This is a genomic window from Thiorhodococcus mannitoliphagus, from assembly GCF_010915725.1.
Classification (GTDB): Bacteria; Pseudomonadota; Gammaproteobacteria; order Chromatiales; family Chromatiaceae; genus Thiorhodococcus; species Thiorhodococcus mannitoliphagus.
The window spans coordinates 21,999-46,653 of the sequence record NZ_JAAIJR010000002.1 but is presented as its reverse complement, the minus strand read 5'-3'; the positions used below and the strand labels follow the sequence as shown (position 1 = coordinate 46,653).

Genomic DNA, 24,655 nt, shown 5'->3' with positions numbered 1-24,655 from the left:
CGGATTTCGCTGACGAAGGTGGGAGGGCGTTTCATCAGTCGAAACACCCCTGTTGCAGAATCAGCGCTTGGTGCGCGACGCTCAGCTGTCTAGATCGGCCCCGCTGGCGGCAAGCGTCTGTCTCGGCTTGGAGCGCAGGTAGGGCATGGGGTTGATGGCCTTGTCGCCCCGCCGGACCTCAAAATGGACGTGGGGGCCGGTGGCGGTCCCCGTCGAACCCACGCTCGCGATCTTCTGTCCCTGGTGAACCATCTGCCCCACCTTGACCAGATTGCGCGAATTGTGGGCGTAGCGGGTAACAAGACCGTCAATGTGACGAATGTCGACGACTTTCCCGTAGCCGCCCTTACGACCACTGAATGTGACGACGCCGTCCGCAACCGCAAATATCGGAGAACCCCGTGGACTCGCGAAGTCGACACCGTCGTGGAAGAGGCGCACCTTCTTCACGGGGTGGATCCGGAAACCATACTTCGAGGAGACGTAGCCCGAGCGAACAGGCCAGCCGGCAGGAAGGGCCTTGGTCGCAAGATCCTTCTCCATAATGAAGTCCTGAATCAGGTCGAGCTTGCGCTCACGGTCCTGAATCAAGCTCACCACGCTGGTCAGCTCACTCGCCAGTTCCTTGATGGTGTAGTCCTTCACCGGGCCTTGCTCAGGTCCACCTTGAGGCGGTGGATTCTCGAAGTCGAACTCATCGGCGTTGAGCCCAGACATTTCGACCAGCCGCTCGCCCAGGGCGTTGATACGCATCAACTGCGCCTGCATCTCCCCTAAACGAACGACGATGGCATCCATGTCACTGGATGTCTGCGACGCTGAGTCAAACTGAGTCACGAGCTTGACGAGGTCAGATCGGTCGATCGTGATGCTGGCAACATTGGGAGTGACGGCCTGCTGCCCGACCCAGAAACCAAGCCCGGCACCAGCGAGGGAAAAAGCCAAAACGGCTAGAATGATGACCACGGCATGGCCGCGACTCCTTCGAGCCTTGTGGGTGTGAAACATGTGGTATCTCTGCTGCTCGATTATCGAAAATGCACGCACAGTCACCAATATATCCATTGGGCAATGGATCCATTGCGTCACATAGAGTGCGCCAGCCAGATCACGAGTTCGTTGTCGTTTTGGGGAGTATCATCGCTTCAGAAACGGCAAACAATGAGGAGTCCCCCGCTTGTGCGCACGCGTTTCTCACACGTTCGGGATGTCTTGAAGGCCAGCAAGCTCGCCCGCCCTCTACTGAATCAGGCCCGCGAAGACTTGGAAATAGACGGCGCGATACGAGAATCCCTGCCCGCGGCAATAAGCCCACACGTTGTCGAAGGGGTCGTGAGCGGAAACACGCTAACCATCTTCCTCGATTCTCCGGCTTGGCAGACCAAGGCCAGATTCTTCTCCGATCAGATTCTCGCCGCCTTGCGTACTCGAGGAATCAAAGAAGCTGTTTTCAAGACACGACCTAAGCTGCCAGCACCGCCTGCTCAGCTAAATTGCGATCAGCGGCCGCGACTCTCAGAGCAAGTCGTTCAGCACCTCTACGAGGCCGCAGCGCACCAGATGGATCCGCGACTCAGCGATGCCTATCGACGCCTCGCTCGCCGCAATGCGCGCCATAAGTCAACTACAGAGCCCTAGATTGCAGGCACAGGCTGAGCGTAGCAAATCGGCGCCGCAGAAGAATCCTCGTAAACCACTTCTTCCCACGCCGACGCTTCCAACGCCAGTTGCCGTAGCAACTCATTGTTCAGGGCGTGCCCGGACTTGTACCCATAGAAGGACCCGATCAGCGTATGGCCTAGCAAATAGAGATCACCGATCGCATCCAAGATCTTGTGCCTGACGAACTCGTCCTCGTACCTGAGCCCTTCTTCGTTCAAAACCCGGTATTCGTCGACGACAACGGCGTTGTCCAAGCTTCCGCCAAGCGCTAGATTCTGCTGGCGGAGCGCCTCGATTTCGCGCAAAAAGCCAAAGGTTCGCGCCCGACTCAGCTCGCGCACGAAGGACGCGGTTGAAAAGTCGATTTGCGCCTGATTGGTCTCCGAGCTGAACGCAGGATGATCGAAATCGATCGCGAATGCCACCTTAAAGCCGTCATAAGGTGCAAATCTCGCGATCTTATCCCCATCACGCACCTCGATCGGACGCTTGATACGAATAAAGCGTTTCGCCTGACTTTGCTCTTCCACGCCCGCTGACTGCAAGAGAAAGACGAAGGGCGCGGCGCTACCGTCCATGATGGGCACTTCCGCCGCACTCAGATCGACATAGGCATTGTCGATACCAAGCCCAGCGAAGGCCGCCAAGAGATGCTCGACCGTGGATATCCTCACGCCATTCTCAATGAGCGTGGTCGAGAGTCGCGTATCACCCACAGTGAAAGGCGTAGCCTTGACCTCAACCGCTGCGTCCAAGTCGAGGCGACGAAACCGGATCCCGGTATCAGGTGCCGCTGGGCGAAGCGTCATCTCGACCTTCTCGCCCGTATGCAAGCCCACACCGGTGGCCCGGATCACATTCTTCAAGGTACGCTGCTTGAGCATCGGTCGGGACCCCCTAGCAATCCCTGGCGGCTGAATTTGGAATATCAGCCTGCTGAATCAACATCTGCCGCCGTCACGGCCGAATCATGCTGAGCCAGGACAGGCGATCATCATCTGTTGCACGCGTGCTGCGCGCTACAGTGACGCCGCGCGACAGTGATAGCCTAGGGTTTTCCCGAAATTTTTTCAAGCTTTACTTTAAATCAAGCACGATCTCCTTGTTTTTAAAAGATTCTATGGGAGAGGGAAAGCCCTCATCAATCGGCTTGGCGACGCAGAAATGCGGGGATATCCAGATAGTCGAGGTCGCTTTCCTCGGATGACTCAGCCGGAGTCGACGCACCGCTCTTGCGGTAGATGGCGGGCCGCCGATCCATCTCACGATAGTCCGGGGCGCTGTCGTCGCTGTCGCCGCTCACCAGGCGCATCGCCGGCTCGCTGCTTGGGCGTTTGACCGAGACACGACGCTCACCAAGCCCGGTCGCCACCACGGTGACACGCAACTCTTCGTCGAGTTCTGGGTCCACAACAGTACCGACGACGACCGTCGCATCATCATCGGCGAAGTCCCGAACCGTATTGCCCACCTCGTCGAACTCACCGATCGTAAGACTGAGACCGGCGGTGATGTTGACCAAGATGCCCTTGGCACCGGCAAGATCGATATCCTCGAGCAAGGGGCTTTTGATTGCGGCTTCCGCAGCTTCACGGGCACGATTCTCCCCACTGGCCGAGCCTGTCCCCATCATGGCGACACCCATGTTGGACATGACGGTCTTGACGTCGGCAAAGTCGACGTTGATCAAGCCGCGGCAGGTGATGAGTTCCGCAATCCCCTGAGTCGCGTTGAACAACACGTCGTTGGCCGCCTTGAAGGCATCGAGCAGACTCATGTCCTTGCCCAACACGGCAAGAAGCTTCTCGTTAGGGATGGTAATCAGCGAATCGACGTGATTAGCCAGCTCGGAGATGCCTTCCTCCGCGATCCGGCGACGCTTGGCGCCCTCGAACGGGAAGGGCTTGGTCACGACCGCGACGGTCAAGATGCCAAGCTCCTTGGCGACCTGCGCGACCACGGGTGCCGCACCGGTTCCAGTACCACCACCCATACCGGCGGTGATGAAGACCATGTCGGCGCCTTCCAGTGCCTCCTGAATGCGATCCTTGTCCTCAACCGCGGCGTTGCGACCGACCTCGGGATCAGCGCCAGCGCCCAGGCCTTTGGTGATCCCCGCACCCAGCTGAAGGATGGTCTTGACGTTCGAGCTCTTGAGCGCCTGGGCATCCGTGTTGGCACAGATGAAATCGACGCCCTCAATGGTCGACGCGACCATATGATTGACCGCGTTGCTGCCACCGCCACCGACACCGATGACCTTGATAACGGCATTCTGGCTGTGGGTATCCATCAGTTCGAACATTGATTTCTCTCCTCGAGCGCACTTGGTGCGCCACCTTGAAAACTTAACGCCCTCGGCTGCATAGGCTATCCGTGCAGCCGCCCCCGACTTTGACCGAGGTGCCAGCCAACCTCGACCCGAAACCGCTTGCAGCGACCTCTGTTTTCGATGGGACCCCACAAGCAGATGCCCCATCTCTTGCTGGCAACCGGAAGCAGTTACTGCGCCTCCAGCATCAAAAGATTCATCGGCCCTCCATTAGGTCTTGCATGGGAGGCGCCGTTGACTACATTTAAAAATTCCCTTGAAACCAGCGCTTTAAGCGCGCCAGCATTTCCTTCAAACTCAGATTTTCAGTCAGCTCAGGTCGCTGCGCGAAACGATGCTGGCGCGCATACATCAATAAACCCACACCCGTTGAGTGGATTGGATTATTGACGATATCCTCCATGCCAATCACGTGACTCGGCACGCCCAGTCTCACCGGCATATGGAACACCTCTTCGGCAAGCTCGATCAGCCCCTGCATCTTGGCGCTGCCCCCGGTCAGCACGACGCCGCCGGCAACGAGGTCCTCGAACCCACTGCGCCGCAGTTCGTTGTGTAGGAGCGTCAGCAACTCCTCGTATCTCGGCTCGACGACCTCGGCCAGCGTCTGACGCGACAGGCGGCGCGGGGGGCGATCCCCGATACTCGGCACCTCAATGGTGTCGCCGTTGGCCGCGAGCTGCGTCAGCGCGCAGGCATGTTTCACCTTGATCTGCTCGGCGTGCTGGGTCGGCGTTCGCAGCGCGACGGCAATGTCGTTGGTGACCTGGTCGCCCGCGATCGGAATGACCGCGGTATGCCGAATGGCACCGTCCGTAAACACCGCCAAATCCGTGGTTCCACCACCGATATCGACCACGCAGACACCAAGCTCTTTCTCGTCCTCGCCGAGGACCGAATAGCTTGAGCTGAGCTGGGCCAGTACCAAATCATCGACTTCGAGGCCGCAGCGCCTGATGCACTTGATGATGTTCTGCGCCGCACTCACGGCCCCCGTCACCATGTGGACGCGTGCCTCCAAACGCACACCGCACATGCCGATGGGCTCGCGAATCCCCTCCTGCTCGTCAATGATGAACTCCTGAGGGAGGATGTGCAGGATCTTCTGGTCGGCCGGGATGGCCACGGCCCGCGCCGCGTCGATGACGCGGTCGACATCGGACTGCGAGACTTCGACTTCCTTGATCGCCGTGATGCCGTGCGAGTTGAGACTACGCACATGGCTGCCCGCGATCCCTGCATGCACCGAGTGGATCTCGCACCCAGCCATCAGCTCAGCCTCTTCTACAGCGCGCTGGATCGACTGGACGGTGGACTCGATGTCCACGACGACGCCCTTCTTAAGCCCGCGTGAAGGATGTGTGCCGAAGCCGATGATCTCGATCTGGTCGTCGTCTTTCAGCTCGCCGACCAGGGCGGCAATCTTCGACGTGCCGATATCCAAACCGACCAGCAGATTCTTGTCATTTCGTCGCGACATCCAAATTCAACCTCGATTACCGGATCGCGCGAGGCGATCGCTTTGCGCACGACGCTCGGAGTCCGTGCGCGATGTCCATTTCACCGAGAAGCCATTGCTGTAGCGCAAGTCAACGACTTGGGGCTGCCCGGCTGCCTCGATCTGCCGCGCGCTCGCAATGAAGCGGGCGAGGCGCTCTTCAACAGGTCCGGTCCCAAGCCGCAGCTCTGTCCCCATCACTAAGTCGACGCGCCAATCACCGCGCGGATCCACGGACAGGGTCTGAATCAGATGGCCCACCAGCATGAGATCGTCACGCCATTTGAGATAGCGCGATGTGACATCGGGCGCGCGCTGGTCATCACCTTCCAGCAGTGGCAACCCGGCCGGAACGGCACCACCGGTCGGGCGAAAAACCACGCCCTCGGAGGTCACAAGCCCATCGGCGTTCCAGCGCGCAATGGGACGGTGCTCCTCGACGCGCACCTTGATCGTGTCCGGCCACACCCGCTGTAGACTCGCGCGCCCTACCCAGGGAAGGTCCTCGGCGACGCTTTGCAGCTCCTCGAGGTCTGCCGTCAGGATGCCCCCACTCAGACGCTCGCTCAGGCGCTCTTGCAGCAGACGGGAGGAATGATGATGCAACTCGCCCTCCACCTCGATCAAACGGATGGGCAAGAGTCGAGGCTCCCATTCGCCGACAAGCCAGAGTGCAGCCCCCATCGCCAAGAAGGCGAGCACCCCAACCACCGCGCGCAGCCGGGCAGGGCTGAACGCGCGTTTCTCGAGCTTTTCTTTGCGCTTGCGCTCAGTCACGTTACAAGCTCGTTTCTAGGATCCGCATCACAAGGGCGTCGAAGTCGATGCCCGCCGCACGCGCAGCCATAGGAACCAGACTGTGATCCGTCATGCCAGGCACCGTGTTGACCTCCAACAAGTACGGCCGGTCGGATGCGTCCAGCATCATATCGACGCGCCCCCAACCGGATGCACCCACGACCTCGAAGGCATCGACTGCCAGTTGACGGAGCTTCTGTTCCAGCGACTCATCAAGGCCGCTCGGGCAGTGATAGCGCGTCGTCGCCGCCTGATACTTGGCGTCGTAGTCATAGAAACTGTTTGGTGTCTCGAGGCGAATCATCGGCAGGGCCTCGCGCCCGAGGACCGCACAGGTCAACTCAGCGCCCTGAATCCAGCGCTCGGCCAGCACCAAGGCATCGAATTCGGCGGCCGCGCGCCAAGCCTGCTCGAGCCCGTCGGCCGTTTCGACCCGCGCCATGCCGATGCTCGACCCCTCGTGGACGGGTTTGATCATAAGCGGAAAGCCCAAGGCCTCAGCCGCCGCTAAATCCTCAGGCACTTTCAAGACAACAGAATCCGCCGTCGGCAGACCAGCGCCGGTCCAGACCAGCTTGGTGCGGAATTTATCCATACCGATCGCGGACCCCATCACCCCAGAGCCCGTATAAGGGATACCCATGGTCTCGAGAGCACCCTGAATCTGACCGTCCTCACCGCCTCGCCCATGCAGAACGATAAAGGCCCGGTCAAACCCTTCCGAGATCAATGTTTCGAGCCCGTGCTCTGCCGGATCTAGGGGCTGAGCGCTCACACCACAGCGTAGCAGGGCCTCGAGCACCGCTGTGCCGCTCTTGAGCGAAACCTCACGCTCGGCCGCACGACCGCCGAGCAGCACCGCCACCTTGCCGAGCCTCCGCGCCTGCTCAGCCGTCTCTATCGTCATGAAATCTCTCCCGTAACCCGCTTGACCTCTGGGATCAACCGAATACCCGTGCCACGCTCCACGGCGTCGCGGACATGGGTGATGAGTGCGTTGATGTCCGATGCGGTCGCGTCACCCGTGTTGATAATAAAGTTGGCATGTTTCTCGGAGACCTGAGCCCCACCGATCCGATGCCCCTTCAACCCCAGGGACTCGATGAGCCTAGCCGCGTGGTCACCGGGTGGATTTCGGAATACGGAGCCGCAGCTCGGCAAGCCGATCGGCTGCTTCTCCGCGCGCTCGTCCAGCAGCGCGCGCATCCGCGCCATGCCGGCCGCTCCGTCGCCCTGAGCCAGCCCGAGTTCGCCGGCAACAAAGCATTCGCCCTCCGGCCCCGAAACCTCGCGATAGCCCGACGAGAACTCGGCGGCATCCCGCTCCCGGACGGTGCCCGAGCGGTCAATGGTCCACAGACGCCGCACGTGCGGCCAAGTCTCTCCGCCCCAGGCACCGGCATTCATCGCCAGCGCTCCACCGAAGGTGCCAGGAATCCCCGCCAGGAATTCCACGCCAACCAAATCATGGCGGGCCGCGAATCGCGCGAGCTTCGCGCAGCTCACTCCCGCTTCTGCATAGACGCGTCCCCTGTCAACTCGCTTCATTGTCGTCAGGCAACCCTGGGTCAGGATGACGGTTCCCGGAAAACCCTCATCGCCAATCAATAGATTGCTCCCCAAGCCAATCCAGAGCAGCGGCTCAGCCGTATCCAGCTGACGCAAAAAGGTGGCAAGGTCCTCAAGATCCGCGGGGCGATACAGCTGCCGCGCAGGACCACCTACCCGCCAGCTGGTGTAGCGTGACAAAGGCACTTGCTCCAGCAGTTCGCCCCTCAGGTCTTTCACGCGGCTAGTCGTCATTCAGCGCCTCACAGACGACTCAAGAGGCTGTGCGGAGGCGTGCTCCTGCGGACGCTCAGCCGTGCCCCGCAGCTGTTGAAGAACCGCTGCCGCAGACAAGGTCGCGCCCCCACTAAAGACCCTCAGCGACTCCCCGCACCCCATCGACAAGCGTCGAATCAAGGATGCCTCGACAACCGCACGAGCAGCATGAGTGCAGACCAGCCTGGTCATCGGGCACCCTCCTGCAGCAGCGTCGGCAATCGTGCGGCGAGCCCGCCGATGTCTCCAGCCCCGGAGACGATGACGATGTCGCCGTCTTGAACGAGATTCGCAACCAGCCCTGGCACGACCTCAAGCTCCTGAGCGAAGACTGGATCGACCGCACCTCGGGTACGAATGGCCCGACTCAGGGCACGCCCGTCGGCGCCAGTAATCGGGGTCTCACCCGCCGGATAGACCTCGCAAAGCACCAGCGCATCCGCCGTCGACAAGATTTCGACAAAATCCTCGAACTGCTCTTGCGTGCGGCTGTAGCGATGCGGCTGAAACACCAGGACGACCCGACGTCCAGGCCAACCCTCGCGCGCGGCCAGCAGAGTCGCCGCCAGCTCGCGCGGATGGTGCCCATAATCATCGACGACGAGTAAGCGACGCCCCGCAGCGTCCGTGATCTCCGTCGCAACGAAGCGTCGGCCGACTCCCTGGAATTCCGACAGCGCGCGCCGGATGGCCTCCCCGTCAACGCCGAGTTCCAAGGCAACGCACACGGCAGCCAATGCGTTCAAGACATTGTGACGACCGGGCAGATTGAGGGTCACCGGGAGCGGCTTATCGAGATCCTCGCAATGCACCAGGAATGAGGTCTGCATACCCACCTGGCGGATGCTGGAGGCACGGACATCCGCCTCGGGCCGCGTACCATAGGTCCGCACCGGACGGGGGACCTGAGGTACGAGGGCGCGTGTCTCGTCATCATCGATGCAGAGCACCGCCAGGCCATAGAACGGCAGGTGGTGAAGGAACTCCATGAAGGAGCCGCGCAAGCGACTGAAATCGTTCTCATAAGTGCCCATGTGGTCTGCGTCGATATTGGTCAAGATCGACATCATGGGCTGGAGGTAGAGGAAGGAGGCATCGCTCTCGTCGGCCTCCGCCACCAGATACTTGGTCGTCCCCAGCTTGGCATTGGCGCCCGCGCTGTTGAGCTGACCACCGATCACGAAGGTCGGGTCCAAGCCGCCCTCGGCGAGCACGCTAGCGACCAGACTGGTCGTGGTCGTCTTGCCGTGCGTGCCGGCGATCGCAACGCCGTAGTAGAACCGCATCAGCTCCGCGAGCATCTCGGCGCGACGAACGATCGGAATCCGGGAGGCACGGGCCTCCTGGATCTCTGGGTTGGATTCGTCGATCGCGGTCGAAACCACAACGGCGTCTGCACCACTCACCTGATCGGCACGATGTCCGATGAAGACCTCGACCCCAAGGTCTCGCAAACGCCGCGTCGCATTGCTCTCACGCAGATCAGAGCCCGCAACTTCATAGTCCAGGTTGGCCATCAGCTCGGCGATCCCGCTCATGCCTGCGCCGCCGATTCCGACGAAGTGCAGACGGCGCACCCGACCCATCCTGGCCGCCGTATGTTGGCGGTGCGCGCTCATGAGTCTTGCACCTCTTGCAGCGATTCTTTGGCACGCGCCCCACTGCCTTTGGCAAGCTCCAGACAGGCAGCGGCGATTCGTGCCGTCGCCTCGGGCTGCGCGCGCGACCGCGCGGCCTCGGCCATGGTGACGAGACGCGAACGATCCTCGAGCAACTCGGCGAGCAGGGCCCTCAAGCCCTCCAGGGTTAGATCGCGCTGAATGACCAGACGTGCGGCATCCACATCCGTGAGATAGCGCGCGTTGCCGACTTGGTGATCGTCCACCGCGAAGGGATAGGGCACGAGCACGGAGCCAACCCCGGCCGCAGCCAGCTCAGACACCGTTAGAGCACCGGCGCGACAGACCACCAAATCCGCCCAGGCGTAGGCCTCTGCCATGTCGCGGATGAAGGGCATGACCTCGGCATCCACGCCTGCAGCTGCATAGGCCGCTTTCGCCACCTCCAGCGTGCGCTCGCCAGCCTGATGACGAATCTGCGGACGTTGCGTCGCGGATAAGGCCGCAATCGCGGGCGGAAGCATCTCGTTCAAGACCTTCGCCCCCAGAGAGCCGCCCAGCACGAGCAAACGCGCCGGGGCCGCTCGCGCGGCAAAACGCTCAGCCGGAGCAGGCAGCGCCGCGATGGCTTGTCGCACCGGATTACCGCTCACGACGGCACACCGCGCGGCCGGGAAACTACCGGGAAAGGCCTCGAACACGCGCGTGGCCATCCTTGCGAGCCATTGGTTCGTCATGCCGGGAACGAAGTTCTGCTCGTGAATCACCAGCGGCAAACCCAGCGTGCGCGCCGCCAAGCCGCCTGGACCCGAGACGAAGCCCCCCATGCCGAGCACCAGATCAGGACGCCGACGCCGGAAGATCCCACGCGCCTGGGAGAGCGCAGCCAGCAGCTTGGCCGGCGCCTTGAGCACTTGCGCCAGACCCTTGCCACGCACACCCTCAATGCTCACCCACTCCATGTCGATGCCGTGCTCCGGCACCAACCGCGACTCCATCCCGGCGCGCGTGCCGATCCAAAACACCTCCGCCCCCTGCTGGCGCAGTTGCTCCGCCACCGCGAGCGCTGGAAAGACGTGACCGCCGGTCCCGCCGGCCATGATGGCTATGCGCGTGCCCATCGCAGCCCCCGTTTTGGTCCGGCCTCGCGCTCGAGCTGACGCACCAAGGCGTCGATCCGCAGCAGAATGGCGATCGCCATACAGCCGACGATCAGACTATTGCTGCCATAGCTCAGGAAGGGCAGTGTCAAGCCTTTCGTGGGCAGGATGCCGACATTGACGCCGATATTGACGACGGACTGAAGTCCCAGCCAAATGCCGATTCCTTGGGCGACGTAGGACTCGAAGGGACGCTTGACCGCCTCCGCGCGCATCCCGATGGAGATGGCTCGCCAGGTCACGAAGGCGAAGGCCCCGATCAGGAGCATCATGCCAAGCAGTCCAAGCTCTTCACCGATCACCGCAGCGAGAAAGTCCGTGTGCGCCTCGGGAAGAAAGAATTGCTTCTGGATCCCGTTGCCCAGCCCGACGCCGAGCCACTCACCGCGACCGAAGGCGATGAGCCCCTGGCTGAGCTGATAGCCGGAGGCATAAGGATCCTGCCAGGGATCGAGGAAGGCCGTGACCCGCGCCCAGCGGTAGGGCGACAGCACGACCAAGGCGACTAGCCCCGTTGCGATCACGCCCAGGAGGAAAACGAAGGGCATCAAGCTGGCGCCGCCCAGATAGAGCAAAGCCATCACGGTCGCGATCATGACGGCCGTCGTCCCGAAGTCCGGCTGCATGAGAATCAGCGCCGCAGCAATGCCGATGAGCACCATCGGCCGGATGAAGCCCGAGATCTGACTGGTCATCTTGTCCGCGTGACGCACCATGTAGCTTGCCACATAGATGATCGCAAAGAGCTTGACCAGCTCCGATGGCTGCAAATTCAGCGGCCCGAGCGGAATCCAGCGGATCGCGCCATTCACCTCGCGGCCGATGCCGGGAATCAGCACCAGGACGAGAATGCCGATACTCGCGAGGAAGATCCAGGAGCCATAACGCTCCCACCATGCCGTTGGAACCTTGTAGGCCACGAAGCCGGCCGTCAGGGCCAAGGTCAGCGCCATGACGTGACGCATGGTGTAAAAGAAGGGGTCTCCGCAACACCGCTCCGCAATGGACATCGAGGCCGAGGACACCATCACCAAGCCGAAGGCGAGCAGTCCGAGCGCGCACACCAACAACGGATAGTCCAGGGCGGCGCGGTTCTCCCGCCGACGCTTGCCGGGATTCCTCGAGCGAACAGCGGCGGTCATGCGCTCAGCCTCCTGACGGCATCTGCGAAAACCTGACCACGATGCTCATAGTTGTCGAACATGTCGAAGCTGGCACATGCAGGCGACAGGAGGACAGCGTCCCCAGGCTCGGCCAGTGTCGCGGCCTGAGAGACCGCATCGGCCATATCCGTTGCGCGAGCAATGCGTGTCGTGCCCTCGATCGCAGCTTCGATCAAGGGCGCGTCGCGGCCAATCAGGACCACAGCCCGCGCCGCGCGCGCCATCGCAGGGCGCAAGGGAGCGAAGTCCGCACCTTTGCCATCACCACCGGCAATGAGGACCACTCGACCGCTGGCACCCTCCGGGACCAAGCCGTCCAGCGCAGCAATGGTTGCGCCGGGATTGGTCCCCTTGGAATCGTCGTACCAGCGTACGCCGCCGTGATCCGCGACCACTTGGCTGCGATGGGGAAGCCCGGTAAAGCGCCTGAGCGCCTCGCAGCCCGCTGTCATGGGAATGCCGCTGGCGCTTGCCAGGGCAAGCGCCGCCAAGGCGTTGGCAAGGTTATGACGCCCAGGGATCAGCACCTCGTCGGCCCGCATCAGGCGCTCGCCGCCACGGCAGATCCAAGACGCGCCCTCGAAGACGCACAGGCCGAAGTCGCCAAGCTTTGGCTCACCGAGCGTAAAGCCGATCTCCTGCTTGGCCGCGCGGGGCATGTCAGAGACCATGGGATCATCTCGATTCACCACCGCCACGCGCGCGCCGCGATAGATCTGCGCCTTGGTCGCCGCGTATGCGGCCAAGTCGGAATAGCGGTCGAGATGATCGGCCGAGACGTTCAAAACGACGGCGACATCGGGCCGCAGGCCGGGTGCGGTCTCGAGCTGAAAGCTCGAGAGTTCGACGACATAGAGGTCAACCGCGTCATCGATAAGGTCTAGGACGGGCTCCCCGAGATTGCCGCCGACGGCGACAGCACGCCCCGCCAATCGCGCCATGAGCCCCACGAGCGAGGTCACAGTGCTCTTGCCATTGGACCCAGTGATGGCGCAGAGAGGAGCCTGCGCGTCGCGCGCGAAGAGTTCGACATCGCCAACAACCGGCACACCGCGCGCGACGGCCTGCTGAATCAGAGGCTCCGCAACCGCAACGCCCGGACTCACGACCAGCTCCGACGCGGAGGCGAAGACATCCGGCTCGAACCCCCCGATGAAGGCGGCAACCTCCGGCATCTGGGTCTGCAAGGTGTCCAAGCCCGGCGGCCGCTCACGACTGTCGGTCACTGCGGCGACCACGCCCTTGGACTGCAAATAGCGCAGACACGAGAGGCCGGTCTTACCCAGGCCGACCACGAGGATCTTGCCTTGGGGCGCGACAGAGGGTGGCGTTTGCAGTGCGCTCATTGGAGGCGTCATTGCCAGTTACCTAATCTTCAGGCTCGCGAGCCCAATGAGCACCAGGATCACGGTGACGATCCAAAAGCGCACGATCACGCGCGGCTCGGGCCACCCCTTGAGTTCGAAGTGATGGTGCAACGGGGCCATGCGGAAGATTCGCTTACCAGTGAGCTTGAAAGACAGCACCTGAAGCATGACGGAGACCGTCTCCATGACGAAGACGCCGCCCATGATAAAGAGCACCAGCTCTTGACGCGCCGCGACCGCAACGGCACCAAGGGCTGCCCCGAGCGCCAGCGCGCCGACGTCCCCCATGAAGACCTGTGCCGGATAGGCGTTGAACCAGAGGAAGCCAAGACCTGCGCCGACGAGCGCGCCGCAGAAGATGACCAGCTCACCAACCGCCGGATTGTGCGGAATCAGGAGATAGTTGGCGATCTGCGCATGACCGGCCGCATAGATGAAGATCGCCAAGGCCCCAGCGACCAGGACCGTCGGCATGATGGCCAGCCCGTCCAATCCGTCGGTCAAATTCACCGCGTTACTGGCCCCGACGATGACGAAATAGGTCAGCAGGATGAACCAGGGGCCGAGCTGAATGGCTAGATTCTTGGTGTAGGGAATGAGCAGAGCCGTCTCGGCCGGCGAGCTGGCGACACTGTAAAAGGCGAAGGCCGCCGCGAAACCGAAGACGGTCTGCCAGAAGTACTTCCAGCGTGCGATGAGCCCGCGCGGGTCTCGCATGACCAGCTTTTTGTAGTCGTCGACCAGTCCGATGAGGCCGAAGCCCAGGGTCGTCAGCAAGACGATCCAAACATAGTGATTGCTCAAGTCGGACCAGAGCAGGGTCGCAATCCCGACCGCGACCAGGATCAGGGCGCCCCCCATGGTTGGCGTACCCGACTTCGACAAATGGCTTTGCGGACCGTCGTCGCGCACGGTTTGGCCAATCTTGTAGGAGCGCAGCCGACGAATCATCGGGCGGCCGACGAGCAGAGCAATCGACAACGCCGTGAGCACACCCAAGATTGCACGCAGGGTGAGATAGCGGAAGACGTCGAATCCGCTATAGGTCTCGGCCAACCACTCGGTCAGATAAAGCAGCATTAAGCTTCTACCCCGGCGCAAAGCGCCTCTACAACATTCTCCATCCGCGCCAAGCGCGATCCCTTGACCAACACCGAGTCCGCCGGCCCCAGCTCCGCGCGCAAATGCGCGACGAGCGCGGGCTGATCGGCGAAATGCGCGGCACCCTCGCCAAAAGCACTTGTCGTCGCCTCGCTCAGCTCCCCAACGCTCGCAAGACGGTCCACGCCTGCGGCACGCGCCCGCTCCCCGATCTCTGCGTGCAGCCGTTCTGCGTCCGCGCCGAGTTCACCAAGATCACCAATGACCAGCCAACGCAGGCCGCCAAGCCCGACCAGCACCTCGATGGCCGCAGCAATGGAGTCGGGGTTGGCATTGTAGGTATCGTCGATCACGCCGCGTCCACCGCATGGGCGCGGGCACAAACGCCCTTTCACCGGCGTCAAGGCGGCCAAGCCGTCCTGGATGGCGGAATCCTCGACACCAAGGAAGGTCGCAACCGCGACCGCAGCAAGCGCATTACGCACGTTGTGCTGACCGGCCAGACGGAGGGACAGAGGCAAGTCGCCGCCTTGCCGATGCACGATGAAGGTGCTCCGAAAGCCTTCGGCACCCCAGTCAACGCTCACTTGTGCGGGATCTGCGTTGACATTGGCCGCGTCATTGAGACCGAAGGTGACGAGCCGGCACCCAGCCGCCAGCTCACGCCAAACAGGCAAGAAGCGGGAATCACCATCGACTACGAAGACACCCTCATGATCCAGACCTCGGGCAATCTCGCCCTTCGCATGGGCCACCCCTTCGACACTGCCAAAACCTTCCAAATGGGCGCGCCCAGCATTCGTAATGAGCGCCAGATCCGGGCGGGCGATCTCTGTCATATAGCCGATCTCGCCGGCATGATTCGCGCCCATCTCCAGCACGAGGTAGTCTTCGCCGCGGGCACTCAGCAGCGTCAGCGGCATACCGATGTCGTTATTGAGATTGCCTTTGGTGGCCCGAACCGTCCCGCAGCGCGCGAGGATGGCTGCAACCATCTCCTTGGCCGTGGTCTTGCCATTGCTGCCCGTGATCGCCACCACCTTACCGGCAAAGCGATCGCGCCAGGCCGCGGCCAAGCGCCCAAGCGCGAGGCGCGTGTCTGCGACGACCCACTGGGGAATATCCAAGGGCAGCGCGTGATCCACCATGGCGGCGACCGCGCCGGCAGCCTGCGCCGCAGCGACGTAGGCGTGCCCATCGAAACGCTCGCCTCGAAGCGCGATGAACAACTGCCCGCTGCAATCGGCGCGGGAGTCCGTGCCCACAGAGGTGAAGGCAGCATCGCCACCTTGCATGGCACCGCCCACCGCATCGACTGCCTGGTTCAGCGTCCACATCAGTGGTGGCCCTCCCGCCATTCGCGAAGCGCCTCGACCACCTGGGCCCGATCGCTGAAATGGACCTTGAGTTCGCCCATGTCCTGGACCCTCTCCTGCCCCTTTCCGACGATGAGGACGGCATCGCCGACAGCGGCTCGCGCGACGGCGATACGGATGGCAAGTCCACGCTGACGCTCGACGCTGACCCTATCGGCCCGCGTCATGCCCGCCAGGATATCGGCGACGATGCGCTCCCCGGCAACACCGCGCGGATTGTTGTCTGTGAGGATGACCTTGTCGCTGAGACGCTCGACAAGGCCACCGACCAAGGCACGCTGATCCGCTGCCATCCTGCCGTCACAACCGACGACGGTCATGATGCGACGAAACCCGTGTCGTCTCAGACTCGACAGCGCCCGCTCCAATTCGGCCGGCGTCTGGGCGGAATCAACCACGATCAGGGGCGCGTTCTCACCGCCAAAGCACTCCATGCGCCCTGCGACACCACGGACCGAGGCAAGCTCCTGCGCGGCACGCTCGAGCGGCAAGCCACGCGAGCACTTGAGCGCCAGCACGGCGAGCAGGTTGGCCGCATTGAATTCGCCGATCAGACCAACCTCCAGCTCCGCCGCTTGCGCACCTTCCCCGCCGAGGCACCTGACCTGAATCCGCAAGCCGCGCGGCATGGTCTCGACGCGCACTGCCTCCAGCAGCAGGTCGCACCGCGAGGGGCGCGGCGCCTTTGAGCCAAGCGCGTAGCCTGCCACGCAGATCGACGCCGGAAGCGACTCTATAAGGCCGAGCTGAGCGGGGTCGTCGAGATTGGCGATCACCCAACCGGGAGTTGGCGGGGAGGCAAGACGCTGCGCGATCGATTGCGCCAGTCCGCCCGCCGAAGGCCCCGGACCCAAATGCGTCAACAGCAAGTGACTCAGCCGCAGAGCCCCAGCGCCCACGTCCGCAAAGCGATCTGGCGCAAGCTCAACCAAGACGGCGCGTAGACCTTGGGCACGCAGGGCATCGAGGCGGCGATGGGCGGCGAAGAGGTCGATCCCGACGGAGGCGTCGATAACGCCGCAAGGAAGCTCGGCCTCTAACCCTCTGGACGCGAGGTGGCAAAGCGTTGTCTTGCCGAGGCGACCGCTAACGCCGAACACCTCGAGCTGAAGACTTGGCGCCCCATAAAAGCGGTCTGCAATGGTGACAAGGCTTTGACTGAAATTGGCCACCGGAATCACCGGCAGTCCAATGCGGCCCTGCGGCTCTTTAGGCTTGTCCAGACGCCATCCTTGAGCATCATCCACCATCATTGCGACAGCGCCGCGGCGCTTGGCCTCGGCCGCAACGACCGCCCTGGACTCAGCTGAATCGCCCCGATCGATGAAGAGCCAGCCAGGCGCGAGATCGTCCCGATCAAAGGCGAGACCGGAAACCTGACGGTCGGCGAGATCCCCTTCCGCAATCTGAGGATCCACCAGCCCGGCGAGTAAATCGCCGAGCTTCCAGGCATGGCTGAGATGAGCCACTGCCGTCATTGGGCAGACTCCCGATGCGCCAGCAGCATGGAAGGCATGGGATCATCCGGTGGGATATTGAAGAGCCGCAACGCCCCCTGCATCACCTTCTGAAAAACCGGTGCTGCCACCGTGCCGCCGTAGTAGGACTTGCCGCCCGGCTCGTCGATCATCACGACCATAACCAGGCGCGGCTGGCCGGCAGGGACAAAACCGGCGAATACGGACTGGTAGCGCCGACCGCGATAACCCGACTTGCCCGCTTTCTTGGCCGTCCCTGTCTTGCCGGCAGCCCGGTAGCCGGTGATCTGGGCCTTGGCCGCAGTGCCCTTATCGGACACCACCGTCTCCATCATCGCACGCACCTTGCGCGCGGTTGCCGGACTCAACACAGAAGTGCCTTTCAGTGCAGCCAAGGACGCTGCGTCGCGCTTGACGAGCGTTACAGGCCGTTTGACGCCATCTGCGGCGATCACGCTATAGGCTTGTGCCAACTGGAGCGCCGTGACGGAGAGACCGTAGCCAAAGGCCATGGTGGCATGCTCGAATGGCCGCCAGTTGCTGTAGTGCCGCAACAAACCACCGCTCTCGCCGGGAAAGCCAACACCGGTCGGATGACCGAATCCCACCTGGTCATAGATGTGCCAAAGGTCGCTGTAAGCCATGCGCTGCGCGATCTTGACGACCCCCACGTTACTGGACTTGGTAATGACACCGGTGACATCCAGCGAGCCGTAGTTGTGGACATCGCGCACCGTATTCCGACCGACCTTGTAGTAGCCAGGCGCGGTCGCGATAGGCGTGCGGGGTGAGATCAGGCGCTTTTCAAGCGCTGCGGCAACAACCAGGGGCTTCATGGTCGAGCCGGGTTCCATGACGTCGGTCAGGGCACGATTTCGCCGCTGCTCACTGCCGCCGCTGCGGTCCATGTTGGGATTGAAGCTCGGCTGATTGACCATGGCGAGCACTTCGCCGGTGGCAACGTCCAGCACCACGGCAGTGCCCGCCTTCGCGCGGTGCTCCTTCACGGCCGCCGCAAGCTCCCGATGCGCAAGGAATTGCAGGCGTCGATCCAGACTGAGGGTCAAGTCAGTGCCCGGACGCGGCGGCCGAATCTGCTCCACCTCTTGGACAACGCGGCCGCGGCCATCACGGATCACATGATGGAGACCGGGCTCAGCCTTGAGGGCGTCATCATAGGCAAGCTCGATGCCTTCCTGACCGCGATCCTCAATGTCAGTAAAGCCAATGACATGCGCGAAGAACTCGGCCCCCGGATAGTAGCGGCGATACTCCTTCTCGAAACCGATTCCTTCCAACTTCCGCTCAGCGACGACCGCCTTCACGGCCTCCGCCTCACTGAGGGTCACGCGGCGTTTTACATAGATGAACTGACGATCTTTGTTGGCGATCACCTTAGCCCGAAGCCTCTCGGCATCCATGTCCAAGGCTCCCGCCAAGGCAGAAACAGCGGCCGAATCATCGAGCAGCTTGCCTGGATTCGCCGACACCGTCTCGACAGGCGTGCTGACAGCCAGGGGCTCGCCATTGCGGTCCGTGATCATGCCGCGCCGGGCGGCGATCTCCGCGGCCCGGAGATAGCGCAGCGCACCTTGCTCCTGGAGGAAATCGGTCTCGATGATCTGGCGGTAGAAGACTCCGGCAGACAAGGACACGAAGGCCAATGACAACGCGGCCGTCAGAACCCTGCGCCTCAGCACCAGGTTTGGCTTCGACCTCCGACTCGCGACTCGTCGTCCGCGACGGCTATGGGTGGCCATGACCAGTCTCCTCAATCAGCAGTACGTCACCGACCCTCGGAGCGAACATACCGAGCTCGCGCCGAGCCTTACGCTCGACGCGCGCATGCGTGGAAAGAGCAGCCTCTTCGAGGCGCAAGCGATTCCATTCGACATCAATGGCGTCACGCTGAGACCTCAGGTCCTGCAGTTGAGCGAAATGGATTCTCGTCAGGTACTTGGTGTGCACGACACCAATCGCCGTGAGCAGAACGGCGCAGGTGAGTCCGGCGAGCGTCACGATATTGCTGCGTGTCATGGCAGCCTCTCCGCCACGCGCATCACGGCGCTCCGCGACCTCGGATTGCTGCGAATCTCGTCGGCTGCCGGTCGCAGCGCCTTGCCCAGAGCCCGCAAGCGCCCTTGGGTCTGCGACGCCTGGACAGGCAGGCCCTTCGGCAGGAGAGGCCCGCGCGCCTCGTCACGGATGAAGCGTTTGACGATGCGATCTTCCAAAGAGTGGAAGCTGATGACCACCAAACGCCCGGCGGTATCCAACAACCCACAGACTTGATCGAGGCAGCGGCGCAAGGAGCCCAACTCATCGTTGACCTGGATCCGCACGGCTTGAAACGTCCGGGTAGCCGGATGCTTGCCCGGCTCGCGGGTCGGGATGGCACGTGATACCAGCTCGGCAAGCTGAGATGTCGTCTCAAGGGGCCGCTCGGCCCTCGCCTTGACGATCGCCCGAGCGATGCGCTTGGCGAAGCGTTCTTCGCCATAATCGCGCAGCACGACCTCGATCTCTTCCTGACTTGCCGATGCGAGCCAGGCCGCCGCAGTCATGCCTGCTCGAGGATTCATGCGCATGTCCAAGGGCCCGTCGGCGTTGAAGCTGAATCCACGCTCAGGCTGATCCAGCTGAGGCGAAGAAACCCCGAGGTCCAGCAAGATCCCGTTGACCCGGCCAAGGACACCAGCCTTGAGCAGCACATCACCGATCGCCTCGAAGGAGGTGTGCAAGACGGAGAAGCGCGCATCCTCCCCTTCAAGGGCAGCGCCCAGGGTGACGGCTTGTGGATCCCGATCCATGCCAATCAAGCGCCCGCCAGCACCCAAGCGCGCCAGGATGGCGCGACTATGCCCACCTCGGCCGAAGGTGCCATCGACATAGATTCCGTTGGGACGGACCACTAAGGCAGACACGCTTTCCTCCAGAAGAACTGACCGATGCTGCAAGCAAGTGCTCTCTATTTATGATTTCGCAGCAAACCGGGCCACTCCGAAGGCTTCCGGAAAGACTTGCCGCATCTCAACCCAGGGACCAATAAGGCAGGGCACGAACCCCAGACGTCCATCGACGCTAGAGGGTGAGAGACCCAAGCCCCGCCTCAAGCGCCAATTCACCAATCGCCGCATCATTCAAGGCCGCTTCGTTACGGGCATGCCAGGCGTCCTCGTCCCAGAGCTCGAACTTGATGCCCTGCCCAACACAAGCGACACGTTTTTCCAGTGAAGCGAATTCGCGCAGATACTGCGGCAGAAGGATTCGGCCCTGAGCGTCGACGTCCACTTCTTGTGCGTTCCCGACGTAGAGACGCTGCAGCGCACGCGCGGTGGGATCGAGAGAGGGGAGCGCAGAGAACTTGCGCTCGATGATTTCCCACTCAGGCTCTGGATACAGAAGCAGACAACGGTCCCGGTCGACGGTTACGACCAAATGGGAGTCGCACATCTCCTGCAAGCGCTCGCGATGCTTGGATGGAATCGCGAGCCGCCCCTTGGCATCCAGATTGACAATGGAAACCCCCCGAAACACCGGCGCACCCCTCTGCCGCCCGCCTTTGGCAAAAAGCCCCCTGACTCCCCACTCTTCCCCACTTGAGCCTCATGTTAGAGAGAGCTTACGCCAACGTCAAGAAATCCTCGCGCTTTATTCTTGATAGTCAGCAACTTACAGACCAAAGTTGGCCTAACGGGAAAGCTGGCAAAAAGACAAGCTCAATCAGCCCGGTCAGAGCAAAAGCTCACAAGCCAGCTTAGGAAAGTACCGTAAGTCGACAAAAAATATATTGAATCAGAGGTGGCCCGAGAGGGGCCTAGAAAACGCGGCGGGATAGGAAGGAGTCAGCCGATAAGCCGGGTTCTGTCGAGGACAGTCATTCATCTAGGTCGCGCGTCGCCGCGCGACTCAAGCGACCTACCCAGGGACACGCGCGGGCCGCGCGCTGCGGTCGAGACCGCAAGCCCCCTACTTGGTCTTGCTCCGGGTGGGGTTTACCCTGCCACTGATGTTGCCACCAGCGCGGTGCGCTCTTACCACACCATTTCACCCTTACCGCCCGTCACGAGGACGGGGTTGGCGGTATCTTTTCTGTGGCACTTTCCGTGGACTCGCGTCCCCCAGGCGTTACCTGGCACCCTGCCCGATGGAGCCCGGACTTTCCTCCTCTTCCCGTTCGAGAAGAAGCGACTGCCTGGCTGACTCCTGATTGGGGATCATACTAAGAAGAGGGGCCTCTGTCTCGCGTAATCCCCTAGGAGCCTGTCCGACTTAGAAAGCGTCCATCAACAACTTCCCCCCTTTCGCAAAGGGGGGCTAGGGGGGATTTCGGGCGGCATCGCTCGCATCGGGAAACAATTGATGGACACTTTCTTAGGATGAATCGGCTGCGGAATCGGGAGAAGGGTCCCTTTCGCCCCGCTTTTTCGTTACATATAACCACTATGCGCCTCAAAACCGGAACGAAATGGCCTCGCTCTCCCACTTCCTCGCTTCGATCCCCCCAAGTCGGACAGGCCCCTACTCGAGGCGATTGTCATTCTCACGAATCTGTCCCAACCCCAGCTCGAGACCAAGCCGGTAGAGCTGATTTTTCTTGGCGCCAGTCAGGCGGGCTGCAACCGCCGCCGCCTGACTCAACGGCAGTGCGTCGCACAGAATGCCCAGCACCCGCTCCGATTCGACACGCCCATCCAAGTCGACAGCTGCTTGATGACCCTCGACCAGAAGCACCATCTCGCCCAGGCGCTGAGCCGCATCCGCTTCCAACCGCTCGATCAGCTCGCCCGCAGATCCGCTAAGAAAGGTCTCGAAGCGCTTGGTCAGCTCGCGCGCGATGACAGCACGCCGCCCGGCACCGAGGGTGTCGCGAAGATCATTGAGGGTCGCGATGATGCGCTTGCCGCTCTCGTAGAAGCCCAGGGTCCCGGGCTCATGGGCAATGGATTCGAGCAGGGCGCGACGCTGCTTTCCGCCGCGTGGAGGAAAGCCCAGAAAGAGGAAGCGATCACTCGGGAGACCCGACGCGGAGAGCGCGCAGATGAGGGCACTGACACCTGGAATCGGGACCACAGCCAGCCCATGCGCGCGCGCCGCTGCGACCAGCCTGTAGCCCGGATCGCTAATCAAGGGGGTACCGGCATCCGACACCAGCGCAATGCTACGCCCGGCCTCCAGATCGCCGACCAGCCGCGCTGCCATGGCCTCTTCGTTGTGATCATGGTAAGCAACAAGCTTGGCCGTTATGCCGAAGTGCCTGAGCAGCTTGAGCGTCTCACGCGTGTCTTCGGCAGCGATCAAGTCAACCTCAGTCAACAGCTTACGCGCGCGCTCAGTGATATCGCCTAGATTGCCGATCGGCGTGGCGACCACGTATAGTATCCCGGCTTCGCTCAGCATCTTCTCCCCCGTCAGCCCGCAGCTAGGGAACGGAATCATGATTAAGCCTCACAGACACCTTCGCCGCTCGCTCAAGCGGTTGATCCTCGCGCCACTCTTGATAGCCATTGGCCTATCCGGGTGCGCGGTCACTCAGATCCAAGACGAGTCCGTCATTCTCGCGCCCGTTTCGAGCACCGAACTCGCTCGCGCCAAGGACTTGGAAAGCAAGGGCAAACCGGCTGACGCTGCGAAGATCTATACGACACTCGCCACTCAGGCGCAGCCTCCCGCAAAGGCGCAGCTTCAAATGAAGGCCGCACAAGCCTACCTGGCTGCAGGCCAACCAGCAGAGGCGAATCGCAGCATTGGCGCCATCGCGCAGCCAAGTCTAACCTCTGGTCAACAGCAGCTACTTCTGTTGACGCAAGCCGAGCTGGCGCTGGCGACGAATCGCCCCAAGGCCGCCATCGATTACCTCGAGCGCATGCGCGCGGGCGGCCTAACGCAGGATCTCAAGGCACAGCGCCTTGGTATGCTAGCCTCGGCGCAGCGCCTCGAAAGCGACCCGATCGCCGCCGCCGAGACGCTCAGCGAGCTGGATCGTCTACTGAGCGATCCTGAGGCCCGTCTCGACAACCAGGTCTCGCTCATCTCCACCCTGAGTCTGGTCAGCCAATCCCAGCTCCAGCAGCTATCCCGCCAAGGCCGAAGCGACATGAAAGGCTGGGCCGAGGTCACACTGCTGACGCAGTCTCTCGGCGCCGACCCCACACAGCTCGAGGGTCGCTACCGCCAATGGAAACAAGGCCATGGCGGACACCCAGCGCTTCCCGATCTCGGCCGCGCCTATGCCGAAACCCTCTCCGGCGGCTATGCCGCGGGCGACAAGCTTGCAGTCCTACTCCCACGCAGCGGACGCTTTGCCGCGGCCGCCAAGGTTATCCGAGATGGCATCGAAGCAGCCAGCCGCGTGGACTCCGGCGACAAGCGGCCAAGGCTGAGCTTCGTGGACAGCACCAATGCGGGACGCGTGCGCACCCTGCATTCCACGGCAGCAAAAAATGGAGCCATGTACGCCATCGGACCCCTGGAAAAGCCTGCGGTCGACAAGCTGGTCTCAGCGGGGAGCCTGCCAATCCCAACCTTGGCCCTAAACGAAGCAACGCGGGACAATCGCGCGGTCAACCTCTACCAATTCTCGCTCTCGCCTGAGAACGAGGCCGCAGAGGTCGCGAGCAAGGGCGCGGCAATGGGCGCGAAGCGCGCCCTCATCCTCTCTCCCAAAGGCGCTTGGGGTGATCGCCTCGCAAAAGCATTCCAGCGTCAGTGGCGCAATCTCGGCGGCACCGTCGCCGGACAGGCAACCTTCGATCCAGCCTGGTCAACCTACGACAAGACGCTCAATGAACTCTTCGGTGGCGCCGACTACGACCTGGTGTTCTTTGTCGCGACCAACACCATGGCAAGGAAGATCTATCCGCAGATCACGAGCACGGCATCCAAGCCAGCGCCCATCATCTCGACCTCCCATGTCTACGCGGGCAGTTTCAAGCCCGCGGACAAAGTCCTGGAGGGCCTCTATTTTGTCGACATCCCCTGGATACTGGATGCTGACAGCTCGGGCCCATTATCACGGCGCGCCATGAAGGGTGCATCCGCATCCAGCCCCTTGGGGCGACTCTACGCCATGGGAATCGACGCTTATCGATTGGCACCCCGTTTGAGCACGCTGGCGAAAAACCCAGGCGCCTACTATCCCGGCCAGACCGGGGGTCTTGCGATCGACTCGCTGGGTCGCGTGACGCGCCAGCTGAATCTCGGCCAGTTCACCGCGGATGGTCCCCGTCTCGCCGATCCATTCGCAGTGGAGGCCAAGAGCCGCTAAGACGGGCCGC

Annotated in this window: 21 protein-coding genes and 1 other RNA gene; 2 read left to right on the top strand and 20 right to left on the bottom strand. The window is 62.2% G+C overall.

Translation table 11 applies throughout. From position 1 onward, the window contains the following. Positions 1–81 precede the first annotated feature (81 nt). Complete coding sequence (locus tag G3480_RS00850) at positions 82–1,008, bottom strand: M23 family metallopeptidase (protein ID WP_164651761.1); 927 nt, start codon at positions 1,006–1,008, stop codon at positions 82–84. Between G3480_RS00850 and G3480_RS29395 the strand changes: the two genes are divergently transcribed. Further along, positions 970–1,638, top strand: coding sequence for a DciA family protein (locus tag G3480_RS29395; protein ID WP_420824601.1), 669 nt, complete (start codon positions 970–972; stop codon positions 1,636–1,638). The genes G3480_RS00850 and G3480_RS29395 overlap by 39 nt on opposite strands. Here G3480_RS29395 and lpxC read toward each other — a convergent pair. From lpxC to rsmI, 19 genes are all read right to left on the bottom strand, one after another. Continuing rightward, the gene (gene lpxC / locus G3480_RS00840) at positions 1,635–2,546 is read right to left on the bottom strand and encodes a UDP-3-O-acyl-N-acetylglucosamine deacetylase (protein ID WP_164651759.1); all 912 of its coding nucleotides are present in this window, start codon (positions 2,544–2,546) and stop codon (positions 1,635–1,637) included. The genes G3480_RS29395 and lpxC overlap by 4 nt on opposite strands. Before the next feature lie 257 nt (positions 2,547–2,803). Further along, positions 2,804–3,967: a cell division protein FtsZ gene (gene ftsZ / locus G3480_RS00835; protein ID WP_164651758.1), complete on the bottom strand. Its 1,164-nt coding sequence runs from the start codon at positions 3,965–3,967 to the stop codon at positions 2,804–2,806. Between the two features lie 271 nt (positions 3,968–4,238). Beyond that, a complete protein-coding gene (gene ftsA, locus G3480_RS00830) occupies positions 4,239–5,474 on the bottom strand; it encodes a cell division protein FtsA (RefSeq protein WP_164651757.1) in 1,236 nt (411 codons plus the stop codon). Positions 5,475–5,480: 6 nt separating this feature from the next. Next, entirely contained in the window at positions 5,481–6,269 is a 789-nt protein-coding gene (locus G3480_RS00825; protein WP_338114026.1) for a cell division protein FtsQ/DivIB, read from the bottom strand. Position 6,270: 1 nt separating this feature from the next. Next, the gene (locus G3480_RS00820; RefSeq protein WP_164651756.1) at positions 6,271–7,197 is read right to left on the bottom strand and encodes a D-alanine--D-alanine ligase; all 927 of its coding nucleotides are present in this window, start codon (positions 7,195–7,197) and stop codon (positions 6,271–6,273) included. Further along, positions 7,194–8,093 (bottom strand): UDP-N-acetylmuramate dehydrogenase, encoded by a 900-nt coding sequence (gene murB, locus G3480_RS00815; protein WP_164651755.1) that lies wholly within the window; start codon positions 8,091–8,093, stop codon positions 7,194–7,196. The genes G3480_RS00820 and murB overlap by 4 nt, the downstream gene beginning before the upstream one ends. Before the next feature lie 209 nt (positions 8,094–8,302). Next, the gene (murC, locus tag G3480_RS00810) at positions 8,303–9,733 is read right to left on the bottom strand and encodes a UDP-N-acetylmuramate--L-alanine ligase (RefSeq protein WP_164651754.1); all 1,431 of its coding nucleotides are present in this window, start codon (positions 9,731–9,733) and stop codon (positions 8,303–8,305) included. After that, a complete protein-coding gene (gene murG, locus G3480_RS00805) occupies positions 9,730–10,854 on the bottom strand; it encodes an undecaprenyldiphospho-muramoylpentapeptide beta-N-acetylglucosaminyltransferase (RefSeq protein WP_164651753.1) in 1,125 nt (374 codons plus the stop codon). The genes murC and murG overlap by 4 nt, the downstream gene beginning before the upstream one ends. After that, a complete protein-coding gene (gene ftsW, locus G3480_RS00800; protein WP_164651752.1) occupies positions 10,839–12,035 on the bottom strand; it encodes a putative lipid II flippase FtsW in 1,197 nt (398 codons plus the stop codon). Before ftsW ends, murG begins: the two co-directional genes overlap by 16 nt. After that, on the bottom strand, positions 12,032–13,402 hold the full coding sequence (gene murD, locus G3480_RS00795) for a UDP-N-acetylmuramoyl-L-alanine--D-glutamate ligase (protein ID WP_240905501.1): 1,371 nt from the start codon (positions 13,400–13,402) through the stop codon (positions 12,032–12,034). The genes ftsW and murD overlap by 4 nt, the downstream gene beginning before the upstream one ends. Positions 13,403–13,420: 18 nt before the next feature. Further along, the gene (mraY, locus tag G3480_RS00790) at positions 13,421–14,503 is read right to left on the bottom strand and encodes a phospho-N-acetylmuramoyl-pentapeptide-transferase (RefSeq protein WP_164651750.1); all 1,083 of its coding nucleotides are present in this window, start codon (positions 14,501–14,503) and stop codon (positions 13,421–13,423) included. Next, complete coding sequence (locus G3480_RS00785) at positions 14,503–15,861, bottom strand: UDP-N-acetylmuramoyl-tripeptide--D-alanyl-D-alanine ligase (RefSeq protein ID WP_164651749.1); 1,359 nt, start codon at positions 15,859–15,861, stop codon at positions 14,503–14,505. The genes mraY and G3480_RS00785 overlap by 1 nt, the downstream gene beginning before the upstream one ends. Next, positions 15,861–17,378, bottom strand: coding sequence for a glutamate ligase domain-containing protein (locus tag G3480_RS00780; protein ID WP_240905500.1), 1,518 nt, complete (start codon positions 17,376–17,378; stop codon positions 15,861–15,863). Before G3480_RS00780 ends, G3480_RS00785 begins: the two co-directional genes overlap by 1 nt. After that, positions 17,375–19,138: a peptidoglycan D,D-transpeptidase FtsI family protein gene (locus tag G3480_RS00775; RefSeq protein ID WP_164651748.1), complete on the bottom strand. Its 1,764-nt coding sequence runs from the start codon at positions 19,136–19,138 to the stop codon at positions 17,375–17,377. The genes G3480_RS00780 and G3480_RS00775 overlap by 4 nt, the downstream gene beginning before the upstream one ends. Further along, positions 19,125–19,415, bottom strand: coding sequence for a cell division protein FtsL (gene ftsL, locus G3480_RS00770; RefSeq protein ID WP_164651747.1), 291 nt, complete (start codon positions 19,413–19,415; stop codon positions 19,125–19,127). The genes G3480_RS00775 and ftsL overlap by 14 nt, the downstream gene beginning before the upstream one ends. Further along, positions 19,412–20,350 carry a 16S rRNA (cytosine(1402)-N(4))-methyltransferase RsmH gene (rsmH, locus tag G3480_RS00765; protein WP_164651815.1) on the bottom strand — a complete coding sequence of 313 codons (939 nt, stop codon included), beginning with the start codon at positions 20,348–20,350 and terminating at the stop codon, positions 19,412–19,414. The genes ftsL and rsmH overlap by 4 nt, the downstream gene beginning before the upstream one ends. A gap of 109 nt (positions 20,351–20,459) precedes the next feature. Further along, positions 20,460–20,915: a division/cell wall cluster transcriptional repressor MraZ gene (mraZ, locus tag G3480_RS00760; protein WP_164651746.1), complete on the bottom strand. Its 456-nt coding sequence runs from the start codon at positions 20,913–20,915 to the stop codon at positions 20,460–20,462. Positions 20,916–21,215: 300 nt separating this feature from the next. Next, positions 21,216–21,585, bottom strand: an RNA gene (gene rnpB / locus G3480_RS00755) — RNase P RNA component class A. A gap of 314 nt (positions 21,586–21,899) precedes the next feature. After that, the gene (gene rsmI, locus G3480_RS00750; RefSeq protein WP_164651814.1) at positions 21,900–22,778 is read right to left on the bottom strand and encodes a 16S rRNA (cytidine(1402)-2'-O)-methyltransferase; all 879 of its coding nucleotides are present in this window, start codon (positions 22,776–22,778) and stop codon (positions 21,900–21,902) included. A 37-nt stretch (positions 22,779–22,815) separates the two neighbouring features. On the opposite strand from rsmI, the gene G3480_RS00745 reads away from it, so the two are divergent. Then, entirely contained in the window at positions 22,816–24,645 is a 1,830-nt protein-coding gene (locus G3480_RS00745; RefSeq protein ID WP_164651745.1) for a penicillin-binding protein activator, read from the top strand. The last annotated feature ends 10 nt before the right edge of the window (positions 24,646–24,655 follow it).